Source organism: Paramagnetospirillum sp. (genome assembly GCF_058402745.1).
Map to the genome: position 1 here is coordinate 505,312 of NZ_JBZVFI010000003.1, position 15,122 is coordinate 520,433.

Genomic DNA, 15,122 nt, shown 5'->3' on the forward strand with positions numbered 1-15,122 from the left:
CCCCATGGACGTCTCCGACCTGCTGGCCCGCCTGGGCCTTGATATGCCGAGCGGCGGACTGGACGTCCGCTCGCCCATCGACGGCGAGGTCATGGCCTCCGTTCCCGTCGCCACGGACGTCAACCGGATGGTTGACAAAGCTGTGACCGCCTTCCGGCAATGGCGCGAGGTCCCCGCGCCGCGCCGGGGCGAGCTGATCCGGCTGTTCGGCGAGGAGTTGCGCCGCGCCAAGCCCGATCTCGGCCTGCTGATCACCATGGAAAGCGGCAAGATCCTTCAGGAAGGCCTGGGCGAGGTGCAGGAGATGATCGACATCTGCGACTTCGCCGTCGGCCTGTCGCGGCAGCTCTACGGGTTGACCATCGCCACCGAGCGCCCAAGGTACCGCATGATGGAGACCTGGCATCCGCTGGGGCCGGTGGCGGTGATCACCGCCTTCAACTTTCCCGCCGCCGTGTGGGCCTGGAACGCCACCCTGGCCCTGGTCTGCGGCGATGCGGTGATCTGGAAGCCCTCGGAGAAGACGCCGCTCACCGCCCTGGCCGTCAACGCCTTGCTGACAAAGGCGGCGGAGCGCTTCGGCGGCGTGCCGGACGGCCTGTCCCAGGTGGTGGTCGGCGGGATCGAGGCCGCCCGCGCCCTGGCCGACCACCGGGCCATCCCCCTGGTTTCGGCCACCGGCTCCACCGCCATGGGCAAGGCCCTGGCGCCGCGCATCGCCCGGCGGCTGGGCCGTTCCCTGCTGGAACTGGGCGGCAACAACGCCGCCATAATCTGCCCCTCGGCGGATCTGAATCTGGTGGAGCGCGCCGTGCTGTTCGCCGCCGCCGGCACCGCCGGCCAGCGCTGCACCACGCTGCGCCGCCTGATCGTCCACCGCTCGATCCGCCAGGAGGTGATGGAACGGCTGAAGGCCGCCTATGGCCGCATCCGGGTGGGCGACCCCCGCGATCCCGCCACGCTGGTCGGGCCGCTGATCGACGGCAAGGCCCATCAGGCCATGCGCCACGCCCTGGCCAAGGCGGGAACGGCCGTCACCGGCGGCGAGCGGATCATGGTCGACGGCTGGGAGCGGGCCTTCTACGTCCGCCCCGCTTTGGTCGAGGTCGAACGCCAGGACGATCTGGTGCGCAAGGAGACCTTCGCGCCAATTCTCTACGTCATGGCCTATGACGATCCGGGCGAGGCCATCGCCCTCAATAACGATGTACCGCAAGGGCTGGCGTCGTCCATCTTCACCCGCGACCTGGGCGAGGCCGAAGCCTTCCTGGCCGCCTCGGGCAGCGATTGCGGCATCGTCAACGTCAATATCGGCCCGTCGGGCGCCGAGATCGGCGGTGCCTTCGGCGGCGAGAAGGAGACCGGCGGCGGACGGGAAGCGGGCTCGGATTCCTGGAAGGCCTATATGCGCCGCGCCACCAACACCATCAATTACGGCCACGACCTGCCCCTGGCCCAGGGAATCGTCTTCGGCACCGATTGATGTCACACTTCGTTGCCGCTCGCCCGTTGCGGTGCCACACAAATTCCAGCACATTCGCCTGCATGAACGAGATCAGCGCCCCCCTCGCCCCCTTGCCCAAGATGGGCGAACCCAAGATGGAAAAACTCGCCGTGGCGGCCGGGGCCGTCCTGTTCCGCCAGGGCGACCAGGGAGACGCCGCCTATATCCTGGAAAAGGGCAAGGTGATGATCTTCCAGCAGGTGGAAGGTCAGCGGGTGGAGCTGGACACCATCCGGCCGGGCGAGATCTTCGGCGAGATGGCGGTGATCGACAGTTTGGAACGCATGGCGACGGCCGTCGCCGCCACCGACTGCTCGGTGACCCGGGTTCCCCAGGCCATCTTCAACCGCAAGCTGGAAGCCACCGACAAATTCGTCCGCGCCCTGGTCAACATGTTCATCAAGAACATCCGCACCTCGCACCGCATCTTCGTGCGCCGGCCCCGGAGCTTTCGCGACAACATCAAGCTGATCCGCCATTTCGCCTTCAACATCCACCGCTACGCCAACCTGCTGGAGGACCGCCCCCTGGCGGACGAGATTCAGGCGGCGCTGGACAAGGTGGAAAAGGCGGTGGCCGAACTGGCCGAGATCGGCAACCGCGCCAAGGACAAGCGCCACGACCACATCGTGGAGGAAGGCGACGCCCACAATGTCGGCCTCAAGACGGTGATGAGCACCGAAGGGCACCGCAAGCTTTAGCAGGCTGCGGAATAACTCGCCTGCCACTCTATTTACCCGTCACCCCCGCGAAGGCGGGGGTCCATGTTGACACAATTTGGCCGCATCGACACAAGATGCAGTTGGCTGATGCATGGATTCCCTAAGCTCACGATCGAAGTGCAACACCCGCTATAATGGGTGCTGCGATGGGACAACGATACAATCAGCTCAGTCTGGATGAGCGGTGCGAGATTTACCGTCTGCATGCAGACGGTAAATCTCGGCGAGCCATTGCCCGGGCCTTGGGCCGGGCGGCGTCAACAATCAGCCGAGAGCTGGAGCGCAACAGTGGCGCCCAAGTCGGCTACAAGGTGGATTGGGCGATGATCCAGGCCCGCGCCCGGCGGCGGCGCAAGCTTTACAAACTGGAGCGCTCGAGCGCGCTCAGGAAACTGACCTTGGACGGCCTTGCGATGGGATGGTCCCCGGAGCAGATCGCCGGGCGGCTCGAGCTTGAGCAAGGTAGGCCGGTGATCAGCCACGAGTCAATTTACCGCTACATCTACTGGCGCGTGAACAGCCACAAGGACTATCTGCACCGGCTGCTGCCGCGCGCCAAGTTTCAGCGTGGCTGGCGTGGCCGCAAGGGCGGCAGCTCGGTGCATTTCATTCCCCAGCGAGTGCCGGTAGCCGAGCGTCCCGCCGAGGTCGCCGACCGGCGCCAGACCGGCCACTGGGAAGCCGATCTGATGCTGTTCTCCCGCTATCGCCAAGCCGTCCTGGTGGCGCACGAACGTAGCTCGCGCCTGCTTCTGCTCCGGCATCACCTCAGCAAAGCCGCCGAGCCAATCGCCGACAGCCTGACCGCCATGCTGCGGCGATTTCCTGCCGAGCAGCGCCGCACCATCACCTTCGATAACGGCTCTGAATTCGCGGCCCATCGCCGCCTGAAGACAAGGCTTCGCATGAAAACCTATTTCTGCGATCCCCATAGCCCCTGGCAGAAGGGCGGCGTCGAGAACGCCATCGGGCGAATGCGGCGGGGACTGCCGCGAAAAACAGATCTCGCGGCAGTTTCCCAGGCCGATCTGGACGACCTGGCCACGGACTACAACCTCACCCCGCGAAAGTGCCTCGGATATCGAACTCCGCTTGAGGCTTTCCTCGGAAAAGCCATCGATCTCGGTGTTGCACTTGAAATGTGAGTCCATCTTCCCGCTTTCGCGGGAATGACGACGTCTTGAGACGAGTTTTTCCGCCCCCTGTTAGCGGCAAACGAAGAAGTTGTTGGTCTGGACCTCGCGCGGGCAGGCCTGCTCCGCCACGCCGTCCTTCCGGCGCTCCGCGTTCTCGGCGGCGCAGCGCTGGGCGGGCGAATCGTCACCCCTGGTGGCGAGGTTCATGCGAGCGAAGCCGTTGGGGCAGGTCCGCTCGGCGGCATGGCGGCAGGATTCCAGCTTGAGCGAATTGCCGCAATTGACGTGATGGTAAGTGGACCCGTCGGGACGGCGGAAGGTGGTGACCTCGGCGCAGGCGCCCAGGAACAGCAGCAACGACACGAATGCGGCGATTCTCATGCTTTCCATCCTCCGGCTCCCGGCTCGGGCCGGGGCCAGAGGATAGCCGTCCGCACCTCCCGATGCAAACGGCGGCGGATCACATCTTCAGGCGGCTGGCGTGGCGGGCTTCCTCGCTGGCCTCGATGCCCACCGAGGCGATGGATTCGGCCAGACCGCCGAAGCCCATCAGGCGGGCCTCCTGGGCGAGATCCTCGAGCAGCCGGGCGATGTGGGCGGCGGCGGCGGCGGTGGGCAGGCCCGATGGCCCCTTGCCGGTGGTGATCATGGGATGGTCCTCCCTTGGCTTTGTCAGGCCGGGGCCAGCTGGCTGGGCTGGGCGGTCATGTTGCTGTTCAGTACGAAGACCCGGATGGCGGAGGTCAGGCTGCTGGCCTCGTAGCGGCGGCGGGCGGCATCGCACAGATCGTCGATGGCGCAATGGGCCTCGCCGGCCATCAGTTCCAGGGCCTGCCAGAACTCGTTCTCCAGCTTGACGCTGGTCCGCTTGCCCTTGATGCGGACATTGCGGCAGATCAGCGTCACCGGCCGCTTGCGCGGGGCTTCTTCCCGCGCATAGGCCTCGGGGTCGGCCAGACGCTCGTCCAGGGTGTTGATGGCCACCTCGAGGATCGCCATCAACGGACCGTCGTCGCGGTCGAACGCCTTGTCGGCCAAGCGCTTCAGCTCGATGCGCAGGTTGAGGTCGGCGATCATGCCCTGACGGTCTTGCCAGTTCATGGCGGGCTACTCCGCGGCCGAAAGCTGGATGGGAGCCTTCAGCTTGCTGAAATCCCAGTTGCCTTCCTGCTGGACGATCAGGGATTCGAAATCCGGATCGCCGAACGGGCCCGCCTGGATGCTGCCCAGATCGGGACGGCGCGGAATGTCGTGGACGATGGGCACCAGGGTGCCGCGATACATGCTGATGGCCTCGCCCGACTGGCGGCCGCCGAAGCGCTTCCAGAAATTGACCGTCTCCAGCCGGGCGCGGCCGGCGGCGATGCGGAAGCCCTTCTGGCGGGCCAGTTCCAGGGCGGCGCGGGCCAGCGAGGCCAGCACCTGATAGGAACGGTAGCGCTTGCGGATGCCCACCCGCTCGAGAAGGGCGAAATCGGCGAACCAGCGCACCCGGATGACGCCGGCCGGGTCACCGTCCACGAAGGCGATCAGGTGGGTGGCCACGTAATCGTTGCCGTTGAACTCGTCGAAATAGGTGATGTTGTCCTCTTCAGCGAGGAAAACCGCAGCGCGAATGGCCATGGCCATGGCGAATTCGTCCGGGGTCCGGGCGATCTTCACGGTTACGGACGCGCTGGGGACCTTGCTACCGTTGCGGATCTCTGTCGTCATCGGTGCGCCTCCATGCAAGAAACTCGATGGGGGCTATCTTGCAGGGATGCGCGGTGATACGGTATGCCGTGAAATGTGAATACCAAGGGACTGCGCGAAGGGGTCATGGGTCAGTTTCGCCTGCATGACTGGAACGACGTCCGGCTGATCATCGCCTGCGCCGAGCACAAGAGCTTCGCGGCGGCGGCGGCGGCCATGGGCATCGACCAGACCACGGTCAGCCGCCGGATCGGCAACATGGAGGCCGCCATCGGGCGGCCGCTGTTCACCCGGCGCAAATCGGGGGCGTCCCCCACGCCGGCCGGCGAGGCCCTGCTGGAGCGGGCGCGGGCCATGGCGGCCCTGGCCGACGATTTCGAGGGCGCCATGCAGGGTCTGACCAGCTTTCAGACCCCCAAGGTGACGGTGGCCGCCAGCGAGGGGCTGCTGACCTACACCCTGATTCCCGCCCTGATGGGCCAGGACAAGCACGAATTGCCGCTGGATCGCAGCCTGGTGAGGACCGAACTGCCGAAGCTGGCGTTCACCACCGCCCAGGGCAAGGCCGACATCTCCGTCATGGCGACCTCGCCGGGCGACCTGCCCAAGGTCGGCGGCGCGGTTCACGTCCGCCGGGTGGGCACCATGAACTTCGTTCCGGTGGCCAGCCGCGAGTTCCTGCATGAATTGCGCGGCATCTCCAGTTTCGACGATCTGGCGGAACTGCCGCTGCTCGACATCGGCATCTACCGCGCCATTCGCGGCCTGGACGCCTGGAACGGCCTGGTGGCCGGCAAGCAGGGCGAAGGCGTCAGCGTGGCCCCCAACACGCCCAAGCTCCAGCGCCCCCTGCTCGGCGGCGAAGGGGTGTCGCTTCTGCCCGACTACTCGACCCTTTACGAACACAGGCTGAAGGCCGTCGACGTGGAAGCCCCCTCCCTGGCGGTTTCCCTGTGGCTGGTATCCCACGAGGACACTCTGCGCGAGCCCTCGGTGCGGGAATTGTACGACCTGCTGGCCGGCATGTTCACCACCTCGGCGTGGTACCGGGAAAAATGATCCCGGACCGGGGCCGCCCCGCCCCTGCATACCCTGGTATTCAGCTGCATACTAAAAACGGTTGCGTTTGAAGCCGCGTCGGTTAGAATGCAGACATGTTTCTCACTCAATTAGGGGTATTGTTTTGGCGAAGCGAAATGTATCGACCCGGGGACGGCTGGAGAGCGGGGCCCCCAATCCGGTGGACGTTCACGTCGGCGGCCGCATGCGTCTGCGCCGCACCCTGCTGGGAATGAGCCAGGAGAAGCTGGGAGAGGCCATCGGCCTGACCTTCCAGCAGGTGCAGAAGTACGAGCGCGGTGCCAACCGCATCGGCGCTTCGCGCCTGTTCGACCTGTCGCGCGTCCTTGACGTGCCCGTGTCGTATTTCTTCGACGACATGGCCGATGGCGTCCAGGCCCAGAGCCCGGTCAACATCATCAAGGGCTCGGTCGGACTGTCGGAAGAGCCGGCGACCTTCGAGGCCGACCCCATGACCAAGCGCGAGACGCTGGAACTGGTCCGCGCCTATTACAACATCACCGATCCTCAGGTCAGGAAGCGGGTCTACGAACTGGCCAAGGCCCTGGCCGCCGTCGCCGGCGCCGAATAGAGCCTTGCGTCACGAGTGAGAGTTGCGGCCGGGGCATGCCCCGGCCGTATTCGTTTGACCAGTGGGTTCTTGTCAATCGCCGCGCCCCGGGCCATTCTCGCCGGGCACCCCGATTCCTCCCTCGAAATGCAAGCCTCCGCCCCATGGACGACGCCCAGGACTTTCCCGAGATGATGGACACCCATCAGGTGGCCCGTTACCTGCGCATCAAGGAGCGCAAGGTCTACGAGCTGCTGAAGGAACGGCGGATTCCCTGCACCCGGGTCACCGGCAAATGGCTGTTTCCCAAGGGCGAGATCGATGCCTGGCTGAAGCGCAACAGCGCCTCGCCCTCGGACGCCCCCCGCCAGGGGCCGGCCCCCATGGTGGTGGCCGGCAGCCACGATCCCCTGCTGGAATGGTGCCTGCGCGAGGTGGGGAGCGGTCTGGCCATGCTGCCGGGCTCGTCCATGGACGGATTGCGGCAACTGGCGCTGGGCGAGGCCGCCATGGCCGGCATCCACCTGCTCGACCCCGAAAGCGGCGCCTACAACCTGCCCCAGGTCCAGGAGATGCTGGCCGAGCGCAACGTGGTGCTGATCGAGTGGGCCTGGCGCCAGCAGGGTCTGGTGGTGGCGGCGGGCAATCCGCTGGGCATCGCCTCGCTGGCCGATCTGGTGGCGGCCAGGGCCCGCGTGGTGCTGCGCCAGGAAGGCGCCGGCAGCCGCCTGCTGCTGGACCGGCTGCTGGCCGAGGCGGGTATCGCCGCCGAATCGCTGACCACGGCCAAGGTGCCGGTGCGCAGCGAGACCGATGTGGGGCTGGCCATTCTGGAAGGCGCCGCCGATGCCGGGCTGGCCATCGCCTCGGTGGCCCGAAGCCTGAAACTGGACTTCGTGCCCCTGCACCGCGAGCGTTTCGACATTGCGATCGACCGCCGCGCCTATTTCGAGCCGCCGGTCCAGGCGCTGCTGGCCTTCACCCGCACCATGGAATTCGCCCGCCGGGTGGAAACCCTGGGCGGCTACGAGGTCACGGGCATCGGCTCCATCCGCTGGAACGGCTAAAGAACGATTTCCATATTGTCGCGGGCGACCACCACGCCGTCCCAGGCGTCGAGCGCCTCGGCCTCGATACCGGCCATGATGTCGTCGGTATGCTCGGGATCGTGATGGAAGATGGCCAGCCGCCGGGCACCGGCCGCCTGGGCCAGGCGGATGCCCTCCTGCCAGGTGGAATGGCCCCAGCCGATCTTGGTGGGGAACTCGGCATCGGTGTAGGTGCAGTCGTAGATCACCAGATCGGCATCCTTCATCAGGAACAGCACGTTCTGGTCCAGGGCGCCCGGCGTATGCTCGGTATCGGTGATGTAGGCCATGGCGACGCCGCCGGTCTCCAGGCGGTAGCCGCACGCCCCGTTGGGATGCTTCAGCGGCGCGGTGCGCAAAGTCACCCCCTCGTAGGGGGTGAAGACGCTGCCCACCTCGAAATCCTGATAGGAGACGATTCCGCGCATGGCGGCCAGGGGAACCGGGAAATTGGGGGTCTCCATCTGGCCGGTCAGCACGTGCTGGATGCCGCGCGGGCTGCCCTCCTGCTTCGGGCCATGGATTTCCAGGCGGAAGGCCGGATTGTAGGCCGGCGCGAAGAAGGGAAAGCCGTTGATGTGGTCCCAGTGGGTGTGGGTGAAGAACAGCTGGGCCTCTCCCAGGCCGCGGCCGATGATGTCGCGCCCCAGGGCACGGATTCCCGTACCGGCGTCGAAGATCACGGTCCCGGCCTCGGTGGTGACGGCAATACAGGAGGTGTTGCCGCCGTAGACCACATGCTCGGGCGAAGGACAGGCGATGCTTCCACGCACCCCCCAAAACTTCACCGTGCAAACCATCCATCGCTCCCGCGTCTGCCCCATGGCGCGATTGTAGCCGTCGCGCCACCCTGCTCCTATGTATTTGGTCACACAAACCGGGAAAAATAAGAAAGAATGTTGGTTAATTTGTAACACTACCGCCAATGGCCAGGGCCGAAAGACTGGCCGCCGCCCCACCGTTGACGGCGATCTCGGCCAGGCCGGAAGAGTTCTCGTACCAGAACCCGGCTCCCGGCTTCACGTCCGAGAAGGTGCGGGCGCGGCGGAACTCCTCTCCCCCCGCCCGCAGCACGGCGTCGGCCGCCAGAATCGAGGCCCGCAGCCCGGTCCAGGCATTGCCGTAATGGTCGTGATAGATGACCGAAGCCAGATCGTCGGGCCAGCCGGCATGGCGCGACGGCTCCACCGGCCGGCAGCCGCAATCCTCGGGCCCCAGCCCGGCGGCGAGGCGGGCGGCCACCGGGGCGAAGAGATCGCGGCCGTGGAAGCTGGCCGACAGACGCTCGGGGCGCCAGACGATCTCCCAGGCGCGGAAGGTCCTGGCACGCCGCGCCAGGATCTCGAACAGGCCGTTGTCGGGACCGAGATAGAGCACGCCGTCCGCCTCGACCACCAGGGCCAGCCGCTCGCCTCCCACTCCGGGATCGATCACCGCCAGCACCACGGACTGGCGGGGAATGCCGGCGGCCAGGGCGGCCAGCAAATAGGCCGACGCCTGGGGATCGAAGCGGGGAGCGTCGGCGATCAGGTTGACCACCGGCTCGGCCGGCAGGGTCTGGCGGATGACCATCTCCATCTGGCCGAGATACGGCCCCTGCGCCCCGAAATCGGTGAAGAAGACGATCATCCGCTTGCCTCATTCCATCATGGGCTGCCGCCCATACCCGCTTGGGGCCTTGGGCCCCAAACCCCATTCATTAAATCAAAATGGGGTCCGGGGCATTCGCCCCGGATGGGCTTGGGCGATAGCCCAAATACCCTTACCCCGGCCGCCCGTCGGCGCGCGGCCGGGTGCAGATGGGGAAGTAGACCACGACGTAGAGGACCCAGCCAAGGCTCCACACGACGCCGCCGACCATGGTCAGCATCATCATGCCGTCGGGAATCACCGGCGCCATGACGCGGAGCATGGCGCCGGCCGAAATCAGGCCGTAGGCCCACACGGTGGCCTTGGCCACCACCAGGGGATGCCCGGCATGGCCCAGGGCGGCGCGGCTCATCACCGCGATGATCATGGTGGCCACCGAGCCCGCCGTCAGCGCATGCAGCGCCGCCGATGGCGGCAGGGCGTCCATGAAGGCCGAAAGGCCCAGCAGGGCGAAGCCCAGCACCATCCAGGCATAACCCACATGCAGGATGACCAGGATGGGGTTGGAGACGGTCTTGAGCCCGTGCCAGCCCGACAGCCGCCAGGCATGGATGGCGGCGGCGGCCAGCAGCAGCGCCCCGGCCAGCGGCGTGGACGGCAGGAACACCTGGGCGAGGCCGGCCAGGGCGACGACGCCCCCCGCCCCGCCCTGCTCGATCCAGCCCACCGGCGCCACATCCACGGGACGGCCCTGCATGCGCAGCCAGTTCTGGGTGAAGGACGGAATGATGCGCCCGCCGACGATGGCGATCATCAGAAGCAGGATGAAGATGCCCAGGGTCACGCCCTTCAGCCCCACCGGATTGCCGGTCAGGGCCTCGACATGGGCGCACAGCCCGGCCAGCCACAGCACGCCGAGAATGGGCAGGAAGACGATGTTGCGCCACTTGCCCGCCTGAATCAGCGGCTTGGCCAGCAGGAAGGCCAGCAGCGGCAGGAAGCCGAGATCGAGCACGGCGACCAGGACCGGCGGCAGCACGCCCGCCAGGGCGACGGCCACCCGCCCGGCCAGCCACAGCGCGAACAGCGCCATCAGCGGCTTGCCCGACACATGATGGGAATTGGTCCAGTTGGGCACCGCCGTCAGCAGGAAGCCGCCCACCGCCGCGCCGGCGAAGCCGAACACCATGGCGTGGGAGTGCCAGACCACCGGATTCCAGTTGGGCCCCACCGGCAGGATGCCGGCGAAGGCCAGCAGCCACAAAGGCAGCATCACCGCCGCCTGCACGGCGGCGAACAGGAAGAACGGGCGGAAGCCGGCGGCGAAGAACACCGGCCCCTGCGAGCCCTTGTAGACGGGTTCCATCAACGGAATCGTGGCCATGAACAAGCATCCTGAAGCAAACGACCGGCGGATGGTGCTCCATCGCCGGTCGCCGCGCCTTGAGGCGGGTCAAGGGGGCAATCCGTGCCATGGGCCGGGATGAAAGGGTTGGAAAAGAACCAATGCGAAGGGACTTATACCAACCTGCATTGATTAAAACCCATGGGCCCACTGGCGCCGACCGATGGAGATGATTTTCCATGGCTGGTCGATGAGCTTGTTCCAGGCATGGCAGCACAGAGCGATGATCTGATCGTAGGATTCGAAGACACGGTTGGAGAGCCAGTTCTGGCGGATGAACTGCCAGATGTTCTCAACCGGGTTGAGTTCCGGCGAGCGGGGCGGCAAAGGTAGGATGGTGATGTTGTCCGGCACGGTCAGCTTGTCGGTGGTGTGCCATCCCGCTTGATCGAGCATGAGGACGGCGTGGGCTCCCGGCCTCACCTGGGATGCGATCTCATCCAGGTGCCACTGCATGGCCAGGGTGTCGCAGCGCGGCAGGACCAGGGCGGCACCGACGCCGCGCTCGGGGCAGATGGCGCCGAAGATGTAGGCGGACTGGGTGCGCTGGTCATGGGGAGCCGAGGGGCGTGTTCCCCGCTTGGCCCACCGCCGCGTGATCTTGTTTTTCTGCCCGACCCTGGCCTCGTCCTGCCACCAGACCTCTACGTCGGTTCCGTGAGGCAGCTTGGCCCGGATCGCCGCCAGCTCGGAGGGGAAACTTTTTTAAAATCCTCGACGGCATCGCCGTTCTGGGCATGATGGCGGGGGCGGGCCGACAGCTTGCGGAAGCCCAGGGCCTTCAGTTCCCGCCCCAGCGTCGTCTCATCCAGCGAGATGCCGAAATCCTCGAAAATCCACAGGGCCAAATCCTTGAGCCGCCAGCGGACGACGCCATCCACCGCCGGGATCGGGCCGCGCTCCACTTTGTCCACCAAGGCCTGGCGTTGGGCGGTGTTCAGTTTCGACACCGGACCAGGAGCCTTGCGGTCGATCAGGCCAACCGGGCCGTGCGTGTTGAACCGAACAACCCAATCCCGGACAATTTGCAGGCCAACCCCGCCCAGCTTGGCCGCCGATCTCCTGCTGCCACCGTCGTAGATTGACGCCAGCGCCAGAAGACGACGCGTCTGGTCAGCATCCCTCGACCGACGAGCAAGAGCCCGAAGGACGGGACCATCATAATCGAGGCGAAGGGGGATCGGCGCTGCCACGGCAAATCTCCGGCTGTTTGCCAGAGTGACTCACATTCTGCCCTTCTTGGGAATCCCCTTCGTGAGTCGCGGTCAGCGCAGGCTGGTATTAGTCCCTTCGCGCATCCCCATTCCTTGTTGCTCATCACCGACGCCGCCACTCCGTTTCGTTGTAGCGGTCACGGGAGTCGGGGAAAAGATGGCGGAGCGGCATGGCTGTGGTGGTGGCGGACGAGCACTTCTTCTCGACGGCCAAGGCCGCAACCATACAGCGTCTCACTGTTGCCCCCCGAAAGTAAGTTATGAATCTGCCTTCTGCTGTTGTTTGGACGCCTGGGCCTGGACAAAGCTCAGGGCAGCCTTTAGCTTCTCCTGATTGTTGAATCTCGCCAGCACCTGCTTTCCAGCTATCTGCTTATGACTATCGGCAAGTTTCCGTTCCTGTTCGGCGGTAATTTTTCCCCACTTTTTTAGCCCCGCACACAATTGAACGGCAGACTCATAGAAGATGACCGCGTTTGACCACTGGGCGTATAACGTGTCCAAATCCAGATGAGATAGGTCACCCTCCTCAAGGAATTTGAGGAACAAATCTATCGCGGCCCTCAATTGAAAAGCCGCCGACATAAACGTGTAGTATGTGGCCGAAACCTCCTGGGGCAGCTTTGCGAGATTTTCTGCGGAAATGGTGAAATCTAAAAGTTCTGCGGCAGCCTCCTTCGCGTATTCCACAAAAAATGCGGCTTTCGCAATTTCAGCTTTATTAGCATCACTACCATCATGAATTATTTGAAATATCGCCGCAATAATTGCGTGAGACACGCCAAATTCAGAGAGCTTTGTTTCATCAAGTTTCTTTAAAAAATAATCTCTGTATGGCATATAAATTTTAGCCACCAAATCAACGCAGGTAACAATGTTTAATACGCGCACAAAGTAGACGTAGGCGAGCCTCCGCTCTTCCTGTCGTTTATTTCTCACAGCAAGACGCGTCTGAACAAAATAATTCAGGCCGGCTGCAATCAGCGCGCCCGCCGTACCGGAGAGCAACATTTGGGTCAGCGATGCGTCAGCCATAGGTTACCAGCGCGAGGTTAGAGCCTGCGGAAAAACTACCGTCTTCTCTCTCGCGAAGAAACCAGAAGCGTTGGCTGGGGGATTTGGGGGAGTAGGGGCGGCCGGCCGCTGGGCCATTTGTCACCCTGAACGCAGCAAAGGGCCTTTCAGGCAGAATCGGTAGCCGTTTCAGGCTGAAAGATGCTTCGCGGTGCTCAGCATGACGATAGGGGGGCACCGGATGGAAGGGGGATGCGCGAAGGGACGAGTCCCTTCGCACTGGTTTTTTGCCCCTCACCCCTCTCCCTGAGGGAGAGGGGTTTCCGGCTACATTCCCCGCACTTCGCCCAGGAAGCGGTCGACGCCGCTGCGCAGGGTTTCGGATTCCCGGGCCAGGCCGGCGGCGGCGGAGAGCAGTTCGCGGGCGGCGATTCCGGCTTCCGAGGCGGTGTGGCTGATGGAGGAGATGTGGCGCGACACTTCCTGGGCGCCGCCCGCCGCCTCGTGGACGTTGCGGGCGATTTCCTGGGTGGCGGCGCCTTGCTGGTCCACCGCCTCGGCGATGGCGGAGGCGATCTCGTCCATGCGGCCGATGGTCTTGCCGATACCCTCGATGGCGCCCACCGCGTCGGCGGTGGTGGACTGGATGGCGGCGATCTGCTGGCCGATCTCGTCGGTGGCCTTGGCGGTCTGGCTGGCCAGATGCTTGACCTCGTTGGCGACGACGGCGAAGCCCTTGCCGGCCTCGCCGGCCCGGGCGGCCTCGATGGTGGCGTTGAGCGCCAGCAGGTTGGTCTGGCCGGCGATGTCGTTGATCAGGCGCACCACCTCGCCGATGCGGTCGGCGGCCTCGGACAGGCCGCGCACCACGGAATCGGTCCGCCGGGCGGCGTCCACGGCGTCCCTGGCGATCTGGGTGCTCTCCTGCACCTGCGAGCCGATGCCGCGGATGGACGCCGAAAGCTCCTCGGCGGCGGCGGCCACCGTCTCGACGTTGGACGAGGTCTGCTGGGCGGCGGCGGCGACGGCCTGGCTCTCCTGCGAGGCCTGATCGATGGAGGTCGCCATGCCGTTGGCGGTGGATTGCATGCGTTCGGCGGATTCGTTGACGGTCACCACGGTGGACTTGACGCCGCGCTCCAGTTCGCCGGCCAGCTTCTCCAGGGTGGAGCGGCGCTCGGCCTCGGCCTGGCGGCGCTGCTCGGCCCGTTCGTCCGACATGCGCTTCATGGCCAGGGAATGCTCGCGGAAAACCTCGGCGGCACGGACCAGATCGCCGATCTCGTCACCCCGTTCGGCGCCCCTGATCTCCACGGCGGTGTCGCCCTCGGCCAGCTTGCGGATGCCGCCGGTGGCGGCGTTCATGCCGGCGACCACGTTGTTGCCGACCCACCACGACACCAGCAGCACCAGCAGCATCACCCCGGCGGCGACGCCGCCCAGCTTGGCGACCTCGGACCGGAAGGCGGCATCGACGTCATCGATGTAGATGCCGGAGCCCACCAGCCAGCCCCATTCCTCGACACCCTTGACGTAGGACACCTTGGGCACCGGCTGGTCGAAGCCGGGCTTGGGCCACAGGTAATCGACGAAGCCGGCCTTGTCCTTGTTGACCACGGTGATCATGGCCTCGAAGAACAGCTTGCCCGCCGGGTCCTTCAGACCCATCAGGTCCTTGCCCGCCATGTCGGGGCGGATGGGGTGGACCACCATCTTGCCGGCCAGGCTGTTGATCCAGAAATACTCGGTCCCGGCATAGCGCATGGCCTTGACCGCCTCGATGGCGGCGGCCTGGGCGGCCTCGGTGGTCATGGTTCCGGTCTTGGCCTGGGCGATGTAATGGGCGATGACGCTGTGGGCGGTCTCCACCACATGCTGGGTCTTCACCTGCCGCGCCGCCATCAGCTCCTCGCGGAGATTGGACAGGTTGATGGCGATGATTGCCCCCATGCCGAACAGGGACAAGACCACGATAAGAAGTATCTTGGCGCGCAGGCGCCAGTTGCTGATTGACATTCGCCGAGTATCCCAAGGCAGCCGTTAAGACGGACCCTCCATCCAATTCTGTTCTATGACAAACGTCTGAACTAGTCAATAAGTCCAAGTGTCAAAATGATATAATCATAC

At 65.2% G+C, this 15,122-nt stretch carries 16 protein-coding genes; 6 read left to right on the forward strand and 10 right to left on the reverse strand.

Annotated elements, in window-relative coordinates:
- Window positions 1-4 precede the first annotated feature (4 nt).
- The 3 genes from amaB (at window position 5) to ACV4UZ_RS03350 (ending at window position 3,371) form a co-directional block, all read left to right on the forward strand.
- Window positions 5-1,483 (forward strand): L-piperidine-6-carboxylate dehydrogenase, encoded by a 1,479-nt coding sequence (amaB, locus tag ACV4UZ_RS03340; protein ID WP_491599514.1) that lies wholly within the window; start codon window positions 5-7, stop codon window positions 1,481-1,483.
- 62 nt (window positions 1,484-1,545) lie between these two features.
- Window positions 1,546-2,205, forward strand: coding sequence for a cyclic nucleotide-binding domain-containing protein (locus ACV4UZ_RS03345; RefSeq protein ID WP_491599515.1), 660 nt, complete (start codon window positions 1,546-1,548; stop codon window positions 2,203-2,205).
- Between the two features lie 155 nt (window positions 2,206-2,360).
- Window positions 2,361-3,371 (forward strand): IS30 family transposase, encoded by a 1,011-nt coding sequence (locus ACV4UZ_RS03350; protein ID WP_491599516.1) that lies wholly within the window; start codon window positions 2,361-2,363, stop codon window positions 3,369-3,371.
- 60 nt (window positions 3,372-3,431) lie between these two features.
- Here ACV4UZ_RS03350 and ACV4UZ_RS03355 read toward each other — a convergent pair whose 3' ends face one another.
- The 4 genes from ACV4UZ_RS03355 to ACV4UZ_RS03370 all read right to left on the reverse strand — a co-directional run bounded on the left by ACV4UZ_RS03355 (window position 3,432) and on the right by ACV4UZ_RS03370 (window position 5,075).
- Window positions 3,432-3,743, reverse strand: a complete 312-nt coding sequence (locus tag ACV4UZ_RS03355) for a hypothetical protein (RefSeq protein WP_491599517.1) — start codon at window positions 3,741-3,743, stop codon at window positions 3,432-3,434.
- Between the two features lie 79 nt (window positions 3,744-3,822).
- Window positions 3,823-4,011 carry a hypothetical protein gene (locus tag ACV4UZ_RS03360; protein ID WP_491599518.1) on the reverse strand — a complete coding sequence of 63 codons (189 nt, stop codon included), beginning with the start codon at window positions 4,009-4,011 and terminating at the stop codon, window positions 3,823-3,825.
- Between the two features lie 23 nt (window positions 4,012-4,034).
- Entirely contained in the window at window positions 4,035-4,463 is a 429-nt protein-coding gene (locus tag ACV4UZ_RS03365) for a ribbon-helix-helix domain-containing protein (RefSeq protein ID WP_491599519.1), read from the reverse strand.
- A gap of 6 nt (window positions 4,464-4,469) precedes the next feature.
- On the reverse strand, window positions 4,470-5,075 hold the full coding sequence (locus ACV4UZ_RS03370; protein WP_491599520.1) for a GNAT family N-acetyltransferase: 606 nt from the start codon (window positions 5,073-5,075) through the stop codon (window positions 4,470-4,472).
- Window positions 5,076-5,180: 105 nt separating this feature from the next.
- Between ACV4UZ_RS03370 and ACV4UZ_RS03375 the strand changes: the two genes are divergently transcribed.
- The 3 genes from ACV4UZ_RS03375 (at window position 5,181) to ACV4UZ_RS03385 (ending at window position 7,751) form a co-directional block, all read left to right on the forward strand.
- Entirely contained in the window at window positions 5,181-6,113 is a 933-nt protein-coding gene (locus ACV4UZ_RS03375) for a LysR family transcriptional regulator (RefSeq protein WP_491599521.1), read from the forward strand.
- A 124-nt stretch (window positions 6,114-6,237) separates the two neighbouring features.
- On the forward strand, window positions 6,238-6,705 hold the full coding sequence (locus tag ACV4UZ_RS03380; RefSeq protein ID WP_011384671.1) for a helix-turn-helix domain-containing protein: 468 nt from the start codon (window positions 6,238-6,240) through the stop codon (window positions 6,703-6,705).
- A gap of 143 nt (window positions 6,706-6,848) precedes the next feature.
- Window positions 6,849-7,751: a substrate-binding domain-containing protein gene (locus tag ACV4UZ_RS03385; protein ID WP_491599522.1), complete on the forward strand. Its 903-nt coding sequence runs from the start codon at window positions 6,849-6,851 to the stop codon at window positions 7,749-7,751.
- Here the strand turns inward: ACV4UZ_RS03385 and ACV4UZ_RS03390 are convergent.
- The 6 genes from ACV4UZ_RS03390 to ACV4UZ_RS03415 all read right to left on the reverse strand — a co-directional run bounded on the left by ACV4UZ_RS03390 (window position 7,748) and on the right by ACV4UZ_RS03415 (window position 15,011).
- On the reverse strand, window positions 7,748-8,572 hold the full coding sequence (locus ACV4UZ_RS03390; protein ID WP_491599523.1) for an MBL fold metallo-hydrolase: 825 nt from the start codon (window positions 8,570-8,572) through the stop codon (window positions 7,748-7,750). The two genes, ACV4UZ_RS03385 and ACV4UZ_RS03390, sit on opposite strands and share 4 nt — an antisense overlap.
- A gap of 103 nt (window positions 8,573-8,675) precedes the next feature.
- Window positions 8,676-9,401 carry an SAM hydrolase/SAM-dependent halogenase family protein gene (locus tag ACV4UZ_RS03395; RefSeq protein WP_491599524.1) on the reverse strand — a complete coding sequence of 242 codons (726 nt, stop codon included), beginning with the start codon at window positions 9,399-9,401 and terminating at the stop codon, window positions 8,676-8,678.
- A gap of 133 nt (window positions 9,402-9,534) precedes the next feature.
- Window positions 9,535-10,746, reverse strand: a complete 1,212-nt coding sequence (locus ACV4UZ_RS03400; protein ID WP_491599525.1) for an NnrS family protein — start codon at window positions 10,744-10,746, stop codon at window positions 9,535-9,537.
- Between the two features lie 153 nt (window positions 10,747-10,899).
- Window positions 10,900-11,960, reverse strand: a protein-coding gene (locus tag ACV4UZ_RS03405; RefSeq protein WP_491599526.1) for an IS630 family transposase whose coding sequence is annotated in 2 segments (ribosomal slippage) — window positions 10,900-11,468 and window positions 11,468-11,960 — 1,062 coding nt in all. Because the reading frame shifts where the segments join, the coding sequence is not laid out codon by codon here.
- Between the two features lie 279 nt (window positions 11,961-12,239).
- Window positions 12,240-13,016, reverse strand: a complete 777-nt coding sequence (locus ACV4UZ_RS03410; RefSeq protein ID WP_491599527.1) for a hypothetical protein — start codon at window positions 13,014-13,016, stop codon at window positions 12,240-12,242.
- A gap of 306 nt (window positions 13,017-13,322) precedes the next feature.
- The gene (locus ACV4UZ_RS03415; RefSeq protein WP_491599528.1) at window positions 13,323-15,011 is read right to left on the reverse strand and encodes a methyl-accepting chemotaxis protein; all 1,689 of its coding nucleotides are present in this window, start codon (window positions 15,009-15,011) and stop codon (window positions 13,323-13,325) included.
- Window positions 15,012-15,122 lie beyond the last annotated feature (111 nt).